Genomic DNA, 6,954 nt, shown 5'->3' with positions numbered 1-6,954 from the left:
TAAAATGCAAGCGGAGTCGGTCCCCCAGTCTCAGATGTATTGACCGATTACACTTTCTTGACCCTAACCCTCGGGGGGTGTATAATCTCAGGAACGACGCGCATACCTTTGCCTACACCAAACCCCAAGCGTAAAGAAGGAGCCCCAAGATGACCTGGAAGGAAGCCTACCCGGATATCCCCCTAGGCCAGGATGCCTGCGGCATCATCGCCATGGCGGAAAAAAGCGGCAAGCCCTCCCACCGGATCGTGCGGAGGACCCTGGAAAGCCTATACCGCATGGCCCACCGGGCGGGGGCCATCCGGGGAGAAGGGGATGGGACAGGTATCCAGACCGACATTCCCCGGGAGCTATGGGCACGCTTCCTGGAGGAGGCGGGGCTGGAACCCGGGCTGGCCTTTAACCCCCGCTTCTTCGTGGGGCATTTCTTCCTGCCCAAGGACCAGGGGGAGCGCCTCGAGGAGTTCTATGACCTGTTGCGGCGGGAGGGCCAGGCCTTAGGGGTGCGGCCGGTCCTCTTCCGCCGGGGGGAGGTGGTGAGCGAGGTTCTGGGGCCGGTGGGGCGGCGCACCGAGCCCCTCTTCCTCCAGGTGGCGGGGCTTAGCCCCGATGGGGACGGCCCCTTGTGGGAGCTGGGCTTGAGGCTCGAGGCCCGTTTCCCCGTCCACGTGGTATCCCTTTCCACCTATAGCGTGGTCTACAAGGTGCGGGGGGCGGCGGAGCTTCTAAAGCGCTACTACCCCGAGCTTTCCCGGCCCGAGTTCAAGAGTACCGTGGCCTTGGGCCACAACCGCTACTCCACCAACACCCTCTCCACCTTTGAGCAGGTCCAGCCCTTTGGCCTTCTGGGCCACAACGGGGAGATCAACACCATTGAGCGCCTGAGGCGGGAGCTGGACCACCTGGGCATCCCCCGCACCGGGGGCTCGGACTCCCAGGACCTCAACCGCATGCTGGAGGGGCTCATCTACCGCTACGGCCTCTCCTTGCCCGAGGCCATGGACCTGGTCTTCCCTCCCGTGCTGGGGGAGGTGAAGGGCCTGGCCCCGGAGCTTCAGGACCTTTACCTGGCCCTAAGGCAACGCTTCGGCCCCTTGGCCCAGGGGCCTGCCGCCATCGTAAGCCGCCACCGGGATGAGGCGGTGTTCGCCACCGACGCCATGGGCCTAAGGCCTCTTTGGCAGTTTGAAACCCCTTACGAGATCGTGTTCTCCTCGGAAAGGGGGGTTTTCAACGCCGAGGAGTTCGTGACCGAGCCCAAGCCCCTGGCCCCTGGGGAGAAGGTGTATCTGCGCCTCACCCCCGAAGGCCCCAAGGTCTATCCCTTTGACCGGCACCAGCGCCTGGTGCTGGAGCGCATCGCTGCCCGCACCCCGGTGGCGGGGTACCGGGTGCACCTCTCGGGGCCCATCCGCCAGGCCCCGCCCCCCGTGGCCGGGGGAAGCGAGGTGCGGGTGGAGGAGAAGCCCGCCCCGCCCCCCTTGGGCCTGGAGCGGGCCTTTGGCTGGGACCGCTGGGACGGGGCCTACCTCGAGGCCCTGGCCAAAACCGGCAACGAGCCCATCGGCTCCCTGGGTTACGACGGCCCCCTGGCCGCTTTGAACCCGGAAAAACCCAACCTCGCCGAGTTCTTCAAGGAAACCGTGGCGGTGGTGACCAACCCGGCCATTGACCGGGAGCGGGAGATTGAGCACTTCTCCACCCGCACCCTCCTGGGCCGGCGCCCCTTGCCCGACGGCCGGGGTGGGGGCAGGGTAGAGGAGCTTCTTTTGCCCATCGTCTTGGAGGAGGACCAGGGCCTGGCGGAAAGCTTCGGCACCCTGACCCTGGAGGAGGTAAAGGCCCGTTTCCAGACCGCTACCTTGGTGCCCCAGTTCGCCGTGGAGGAGGGGCTTTTGGCGGGGCTTAGGCGCCTGGAGGAGGAGGCGGTGAAGGCGGTGGAGGAGGGGGCTGAAGTCCTCATCCTCTCCGACCGCGAGGCCTTCCAAGGGGGGGTATGGATTGACATCGCCCTGGCCCTGGCGGCGGTGAACCGGGTCCTTTTGCAGCGGGATGCCGAGGGGGTGGCCTTAAGGCGGCGCACCTCCATCCTGGTGCACTCCGGGGGGGTGAGGAACCTCCACGACGTGGCCTTCCTCCTGGGCCTGGGGGCGGAGGCGGTGGCCCCTTGGCTCATGGAGGAAAAGGCCCGCTCCCTGGAGGGGAGGAAGGGGGTGGCAGGGGTCCTCGAGGCCCTGCGCAAGGGCCTAGAGAAGGTCATCTCCACCATGGGCATCCATGAGCTAAGGGGCTACGGGAAGATCTTCAGCGCCATCGGGCTCAAGCCGGAGCTGGCCGAGTTCTTTGGCACCCGGAACTTCCTGGGTTCGGAAACCGGGGGGTATGGCTTTTTGGAGCTGGAGCGCACCCTCTTGGAGCGGGAGGGGTTCTTGCGAGCGGAAAAGGTCCTTCCCGCCAAGGACTTCCGCTTCAACCCCCGGATCTACAAGGCGGCCCAGGAGGTGGCCAGCGGCCAGGCTCCCTACAGCCACTTCCAGGAAAAGGTGCGCTCTCTGGAGAGGGAAAGCCCGGTGGCGGCCAGGCAGCTTCTGGAGGTGCGCTTCCCGGAAAGGAGCGAGGTTTCCCCGGAGGAGGTGGACCTCTCCGTGGGGGGACACTCCTTGCCCTTCCTCATCAGCGCCATGAGCTTTGGCTCCCAAGGGGAGGCCTCCTTCCGCGCCTACGTGGAGGCGGCCAAGCGCCTCAACATGCTTTGCATCAACGGGGAAGGCGGGGAGATCCCCGACATGCTGGGCAAGTACACCCACTGGCGGGGGCAGCAGGTGGCCTCGGGCCGGTTTGGCGTCCACGCCTACATGCTGAACTCCGCCAGCGTCATTGAGATCAAGATCGGCCAGGGGGCCAAGCCCGGGGAAGGGGGGCACCTGCCGGGGAAGAAGGTCTCCCCCAAGGTGGCCGCGGCCCGCAACGCCGTGCCCGGGGTGGACCTCATCAGCCCCTCCAACAACCACGACCTCTACTCCATTGAGGACCTGGCCCAGCTCATCGAGGAGCTGAAGACGGTGAACCCCAAGGCCCTGGTCTCCGTGAAGGTGCCCGTCATCCCCGGCATCGGCACCATCGCCGTGGGCATCGCCAAGGCGGGGGCTGACGTTATCACCCTCTCGGGGTTTGAGGGAGGGACGGGAGCCGCCAGGCTCCACGCCCTCAAGTATGCCGGCCTCCCCGTGGAGATCGGGGTGCGGCGGGCGCACAGGGCCTTGGTGCGGGCTGGGCTTCGCGACCGGGTGGAGATCTGGGCGGATGGCGGCCTTAAGACCGCCTACGACGTGCTGCGCATGGTGCTTCTGGGGGCGGACCGGGTGGGCATGGCCACCATGGCCATGGTGGCCATCGGTTGCACCATCTGCCGGGGATGCCAGCTGGACACCTGCCACGTGGGCATCACCACCCAGATTGAGACGGTGGAGGAGGCCCTGGCCCATGGCCTGAAGCGCTTTGTGCCCCAGGACCTGGACCGGGCGGTGGAGCACCTCACCCGTTTCTTTGAGGCCAAGGGGGAGGCCCTAAGGGAGCTGGTGGCCGCCTTGGGGGCCCGTTCCTTGAGGGAGCTTAGGGGGAGGGTGGACCTCCTTTACCAGCGGGACCACCTGGAGGAGCTGGACCTTTCCTACTTCTTCCTGCCGGTGGAGGAGCCCGAATGGCTCAAGGACACCTCGGCCCACGTCCTGAGGAAGCCTTTGAACCAGCTCACCCGCACCATCACCGAGGTGGTGATGGCCGCCTACGGGGAAGGTAGCCGCAGGCTGGTTTTCCAGGAGGGACCGGTGAACTCCACCGACCGCGCCTTGGGGGCCCACCTGGCGGGGGAGATGGCCAGAAGGCGCCTTTATGGCAAGGGTTTTGACGCCGAGGTGGAGCTCCGCTTTGATGCGGGAAGCGTGGCCGGGAATGGCCTGGCGGCTTTTAACCTCGAGGGCCTCAAGGTGGTGGTGGAGGGCGGGGCCCAAGACGGGGTGGCCAAGAGCGCCTTTGGGGGCACCGTGGCCATCCTTAAGGGGCGGAACCCCTACGGGGCCTATGTGGACGGCTCCGTGGGCAAAAGCTTCGCCTACGGGGCCATCGGGGGCCTCCTCATCGTGGAAGGGGTGGCGGACAGCCGCTTCTGCATCCGGCTTTCCGGGGCGGATGTGGTCCTGGGTGGGGAGCCGGAAAGGCCCTTGCGGGATGACCTGGGCAACCTGGCCGCCCGGGCCCAGGCCAAGGGGTTTGCCTTTGAGTACATGACCCGGGGGCGGGCCTTGGTCCTGGGGGACCCTGGGCCTTGGATCTGCTCGGGCATGACCGGGGGGCGGGTCTACCTCCGCCACTGGCCGGAGATGGGCCTCACCGAGGAGGCCATGAGGCGCCGTCTGGCCAAGGGGGCCAAGGTGGCGGTGAAGCCCTTGGACCTAAGGGGCGTGGAGGACGTGAAGGAGCTCCTTTCCGCCTACATCCGGGTGCTAAGGGAGGCCAAGCGGGAGGAGAAGGCCCGGCGCTTGGAGAGGCTCCTCGAGGACCCCGCCCAGCACTTCCGCATGGTGGAGCCCGTGGCCCAACAGGTGGAACAAGGGGTGAGCACGGAGTAGCCCCGTTTCTCCCTAAGGGTAGGGCGGTAGAAGGGCTTTATCGGACCCCACCTTGGCGAAAGCCGGGGTGGGGTGGAATCACACCAGCTTTTCCTCCACCGCCCAACGCACCAGCTCCGCCCGGCTTTTCAGGCCCAGCTTCTCCGCCGCCCGCTCCCGATAGGTGGCCACCGTTTTTTCCGATATGCCCATGGCCTCGGCGATTTCCCTGTAGGAGAGGCCCTGGGCCAGGTAGCGGACCACCTTAAGCTCCCTTTCCGTGAGGACCTCCGGGCCGGGTTTGCGGACGGTCTGGGCCTGGATCATGCGGTAGAGGAGGCCTTGCGGCAGGTAGTGTTCCCCGCGGGCCACCGCTAGCACCGCATCCTCCAGCTCCCGCTCGATGGCGTCCTTGGGCAGGTACCCCGAGCCCCCGGCTTGGAGGAAGCGCTCCGCATACTCCGGCTCGGCATACATGGACAGGGCCAGGAGCCGGGCTTCCGGGTAGAGGGCCTTGAGCTTTTCCGCCACCTGGATGCCGTCCATGTCGGGCAAGGCGATGTCCAGGACCACCACCTGGGGCTTGGCCTGGGGGATCTTGGCTAGGGCTTCCTGGCCGGTTTCCGCCTCCCCTACGATCTCCACCTTGTTCTGCAGGAGGTAGCGCACCCCTGCCCGGACCACCGGGTGGTCGTCCACCAAAAACACCCGGATCATGCCTTCACCTCCTTTAGGGGGATACGGGCATAAAGGGTGGTGCCAAGGCCGGGAAGGCTTTCCATCTGGAACCGGCCCCCTAGGAGTTCGATCCTTTCCCGCATGCCCAGGATTCCCAGACCGGGCTGGGCCTGGGGAGGAAAGCCTTGGCCGTCGTCCTCCACCACCAGGCTGATCTCGTCCCCTTCCTGTTGCAAGACCACGGACACTTGCCTTGCCTGGGCGTGACGGGCCACGTTGGTAAGGGCCTCCTGCACCACCCGGTACAGGGCGGTTTCGTGGGTTTCCGGAAGGCGGCCCCTTAGGCGGCAGAGGAGGTTGGTCCGGATCCCGGTCCGTTCCTGGAACTCCTCGGCCATGCGCTTTAAGGCGGCCTCGAGGCCCAGGGTGTCCAAGGCGGAAGGACGCAAGGAACGGGAGAGGTGGCGCACATCCTGGATGGCGGTTCGCACCAGCTCCTGTAGAGCCGGCACCGCCTCCAGCCGTCCTTCCTTCACCGCCTTGAGGCCCAGGTCTATGCCGGTGAGGATCTGGCCGATCTGGTCGTGGAGGTCGCGGGCGATGCGGGCCCTTTCCGCCTCCTGGGCTTGGATGAGGGCCTTGAGGAGCTGGGACCGCTCCTGGGCCCTCTCCTTTAGGGCCTGGGTGTACCGGGCCCGATGGAGGCCGGCTTCTATGGGGGCCTTGATGGCCTCGAGGAAGGCCGGGGGGGCCTCGGTATCCAGGAGGATGCGGGCTCCGGTGAGTTCCAGGACATGGGGGCCTTGCCTGCCCGGCAAGGGGCATCCCTGGTCTTCCGGGTAGGGGCAGAGAACCTTACCCACCAAGGTTTCTCCCAGCCGCGCCTCCCCGCAGCGAAAGAGGCCGCTTTGGGCCAGGGCTTCCAGGGCGTTTTGCAACACCCCTTCCGGGGTTTCCGCCCGGTTCACCGCTTCCGCCACCTGGTTGAGGGTGGAAAGCTCTTGCTCCCGTTGCCGCACCCCTTCCCGGTAGGCCACCAGGGCCCTGTGGAGGACCCTGAGCTCCCCGCCAGGATCGGGGAGGGGGGCCTCCTTTCCCTCTTGCCAGGCCCGCACCCCTTGGACCAGGGCCTCGAGGGGCTTGAGGAACTGGTCCGCGGCCCGGCCCACCAGGAGAAAGGCTAGGGCTGCCACCCCCAGGGCCATCCAGGCCCCCAGGAGCAAAAGGCGGGTGAGCTTCTGCCAAAGGGGGGTTTCGGGGAAGGCCAGGGCCAGAAGGCCCACGCCGCCATCCCCGATGGAACTGCGGTAGAGCCTATAGGTCTCCCCCTGGAAGCGGAAGCGACCCTCTAGGGTCTTGAGGTTTAGGGGAAACCCCCCGGGGAAGGAGTGCACCAGCACCTCCCCCTTGGGGTCCAGGACGAAGCCCAGCACCCCTTCCCCCTTCAGGGCTTCCAGCTGACGAAAGGCGGCGTAAAGGTCGTTCAAAAGGAGATCCTCCTCCAGCTGTTGGGCCAGGTAGTGGGTTTGGGCGCGCCCTTGGGCCTCGAGGCTGGCTTCCAGGCCGGTTTTCACCAGGTAAAAGGCGGTTCCTCCTAGCCCTGCTCCCAAGAAGAGCATGCCCAGGGCAAAGGTGGCCAAAAGTCGCGTGCGAAGGCTTCCCTTCATGC

3 protein-coding genes are annotated in these 6,954 nt (G+C 66.5%); 1 reads left to right on the top strand and 2 read right to left on the bottom strand.

Annotated elements, in window-relative coordinates; translation table 11 throughout:
* The first annotated feature begins 149 nt into the window (after window positions 1–149).
* Entirely contained in the window at window positions 150–4,628 is a 4,479-nt protein-coding gene (locus L0D16_RS09595; protein ID WP_243031688.1) for a glutamate synthase-related protein, read from the top strand.
* A 78-nt stretch (window positions 4,629–4,706) separates the two neighbouring features.
* On the opposite strand, the gene L0D16_RS09590 is transcribed toward L0D16_RS09595, so the two are convergent.
* Together L0D16_RS09590 and L0D16_RS12500 are read right to left on the bottom strand one after the other, a co-directional pair.
* The gene (locus L0D16_RS09590; RefSeq protein WP_243031687.1) at window positions 4,707–5,324 is read right to left on the bottom strand and encodes a response regulator transcription factor; all 618 of its coding nucleotides are present in this window, start codon (window positions 5,322–5,324) and stop codon (window positions 4,707–4,709) included.
* Window positions 5,321–6,952, bottom strand: coding sequence for a sensor histidine kinase (locus L0D16_RS12500; RefSeq protein ID WP_279231325.1), 1,632 nt, complete (start codon window positions 6,950–6,952; stop codon window positions 5,321–5,323). The genes L0D16_RS09590 and L0D16_RS12500 overlap by 4 nt, the downstream gene beginning before the upstream one ends.
* Between the last annotated feature and the right edge of the window lie 2 nt (window positions 6,953–6,954).

The sequence above is a fragment of the Thermus altitudinis genome, from assembly GCF_022760835.1.
In the GTDB taxonomy this organism is placed as follows: domain Bacteria; phylum Deinococcota; class Deinococci; order Deinococcales; family Thermaceae; genus Thermus; species Thermus altitudinis.
This window is presented reverse-complemented; position numbering and strand designations above follow the sequence as displayed.

What these genes read in the sequence shown, in the direction of transcription:
- L0D16_RS09595 (WP_243031688.1), top strand. Translation starts at nt 150, where the DNA reads ATGACCTGGAAGGAAGCCTACCCGGATATCCCCCTAGGCCAGGATGCC.
- L0D16_RS09590 (WP_243031687.1), bottom strand. Translation starts at nt 5,324, where the DNA reads ATGATCCGGGTGTTTTTGGTGGACGACCACCCGGTGGTCCGGGCAGGG.
- L0D16_RS12500 (WP_279231325.1), bottom strand. Translation starts at nt 6,952, where the DNA reads ATGAAGGGAAGCCTTCGCACGCGACTTTTGGCCACCTTTGCCCTGGGC.